The 2,404-nt window shown below is 39.1% G+C and carries 2 protein-coding genes and 1 pseudogene; 2 read left to right on the top strand and 1 reads right to left on the bottom strand.

Annotation, left to right across the window (positions count from 1 at the left end):
• Positions 1–832: 832 nt before the first annotated feature.
• Positions 833–1,247, top strand: a pseudogene (locus PX481_RS17155) (element excision factor XisH family protein).
• Complete coding sequence (locus PX481_RS17150) at positions 1,235–1,570, top strand: XisI protein (RefSeq protein WP_004266796.1); 336 nt, start codon at positions 1,235–1,237, stop codon at positions 1,568–1,570. Before PX481_RS17155 ends, PX481_RS17150 begins: the two are co-directional and overlap by 13 nt.
• Positions 1,571–1,600: 30 nt before the next feature.
• Here the strand turns inward: PX481_RS17150 and PX481_RS17145 are convergent, their stop codons facing one another.
• Positions 1,601–2,110 (bottom strand): PEP-CTERM sorting domain-containing protein, encoded by a 510-nt coding sequence (locus PX481_RS17145; protein WP_288095146.1) that lies wholly within the window; start codon positions 2,108–2,110, stop codon positions 1,601–1,603.
• Positions 2,111–2,404: the final 294 nt, after the last annotated feature.

Genomic DNA, 2,404 nt, shown 5'->3' with positions numbered 1-2,404 from the left:
TTGATCAATCACCATCAAGCAGCGTCTGAATGGTGCATAACTTTCGGCAATTTCGGGATTCCCAATTTTGAAAGCACCGTTTACATAGAGCAAACTGAAATCAATCTTTTCGTAGCCTTCAATATGAAAGGCACAATCTGTGGACGTAAAAGTAGCCTTGATGCCTGCCATAAGGTTTCATTCTGAGATTCTGTTACAAAGGTAACAGAATCTCAGAATTTATTCAACATCTCCTGCCAACAACCAGCAATTCCAAAGGCAAACGGTAGCACAGAATACAGAACCCGTCTTACTCTTGCCTTTCAAAATGGAGTGAAGGGTTTGAACAGTGGGTTTCGGGGGAATGGAAGTCAAACAACTGGGTTTTCTGGGGATGCTGAGCTATTTCCAGCTAGTTATCGCTGGGATAACTGAGCCTCGAAGTGCCAGCAATGCTACCCGCTACAGTCTGAAAGACGGAATATTAGGGGCATTCGCCGCCTTTTTTCGCCAGAATGAATCATTTCTAGAATATCAGCGTCAACTTAATAGTCGTTGTGGACGAGATAATGCTCAAAGTCTGTTTGGTTTGGTCAATATCCCGACAGTAGAGCAGATGCGGAACATCCTCGATGGAATAGCCGCAAAGCATCTTTTTCCCCTGTTCAAATGGATTGATCAAGGGCTGAAGGAGCCAGGCTATTTGAGGGGGTTTGAGGCGTTGGATGGCAACTTACTCGTCGCCCTAGATGGGACTCAGTACTATAGTTCAGAGAAAATTAGTTGTCCTTGTTGCTCAAGCCGCACCTCAAAACAGGGAAAGATAACCTATCAAATCAGGAGAAAGGTAAAATTGGCTAAAGATTTAGTTTATCAAGCAGCCAAAAACGCTTTGATCAAAGATAATTGGTTAATTACTCATGACCCTTATACGATAAGTTTTGGAGGGGTGAATATGGCTGTCGATTTAGGCGCAGAAAAGCTGATTGCTGCGACTAAAGATCATCAAAAGATTGCCGTAGAAATTAAAAGTTTTTTAGAGGGGTCTTCAGCGATCTCAGAATTTCATACTGCTCTAGGACAATTTCTTAATTATCGGGCGGTTTTAAAGAGAAAAGATCCAGATAGAGTCTTGTTTTTAGATTCCTAGTTTTACTTACGACACTTTTTTCTCTTTAGATTTTACCCAATTGATGATTAGAGAAAACCATTTAAAATTAATCATTTTTTCGCCAAGTCAGGAGGTAATCTTAACATGGATAAGTTAGCAAAATATCGTCAATTAGTCAAAAGTATTCTTTCGGAATATACTCAATATAAACCCACTGGTAATGATTTGGAGATTCAAGCTATTTTTGATGAACAAAAAGAACATTATCAGGTCGTTACTTTTGGGTGGGAAGGCGAAAAGTATGTACATTATTGTCTTATTCATATTGACCTCAAGTCTGATAAAATTTGGATTCAATGGAATATGACAGAACAAGATATTGCTGAAGATTTAGTTAGACTAGGTGTTCCTAAAAAAGATATTGTCATTGGCTTTCATCCTCCTGTACTTCGTCAATTGACCGATTATGCAGTAGGATAGATTAATTTATCCTACTGCAATTGATCCCAGTTAGCTGTCTGGTTCTTGGGGGTTATCTGTTGGTGACTTTGCTTTTTTTGATAGGATACCTTTTACTTTTATTGCGGCTAAACCTAGTCCGAGCAAGCCTAAACCAAAGATATTAGAGGGTTCAGGGACAGTCTGTGGAGGCTGTGCGGCAGATTTTATTGCCAGGCGATCAAATACAATAAAGTCTGCACCGCTACCAGCAGCAATACCAATAGAGTTGATAGTTTCTCCAGCTTCAGCATCAATTCTTAGATAAATACTCTTAATTCCTGTACCTAGAATTGGAGATGGATTAAAAGAACTGAAAGAACGAAAAAATGAACCATTAACTAATAAATTTGCATTAAAGTTTAAGTTGGAAACTCCAATTCCAACCGAAGTAAGACTGTTAGAAAATTTTAGAGATGTAACATCAGACAAGCTAACAAATCCTTGCCTGCTGTTTGTCAAAAAACTAATACCATCCCAAGCATCATTTACCAAATAAGAAGCATCACCTATACTGACCACGTCAGGTAAAATATTAACCGGTCCAAGATTGGGAGATGCCCATTACACTGATAATCCGGGAATTAAGGTTGTGTCCTCAAAATCTTCAATCTGAAATCCTGTGATTCCAGCGATTGCGTCACTAAAACCGATGGGTGAAAATGTAGTAAGTGTGGCTCTTCGGTTTGTGTTATGCAATGGATGGGGGTTATAAGGAATGAAACCCTTATAGAGACAGACATTACCGCGATTTTTGTCAATTGTTTGCGATCTAGAGCGAACTAATCAATTAAATCTCTTGCCAGATAAGGATTT

This window comes from Microcystis sp. M53603_WE2 (assembly GCF_030065435.1).
Note: the sequence above shows the minus strand (reverse complement) of the source record. Positions and strands in the feature narration are given on the sequence as shown.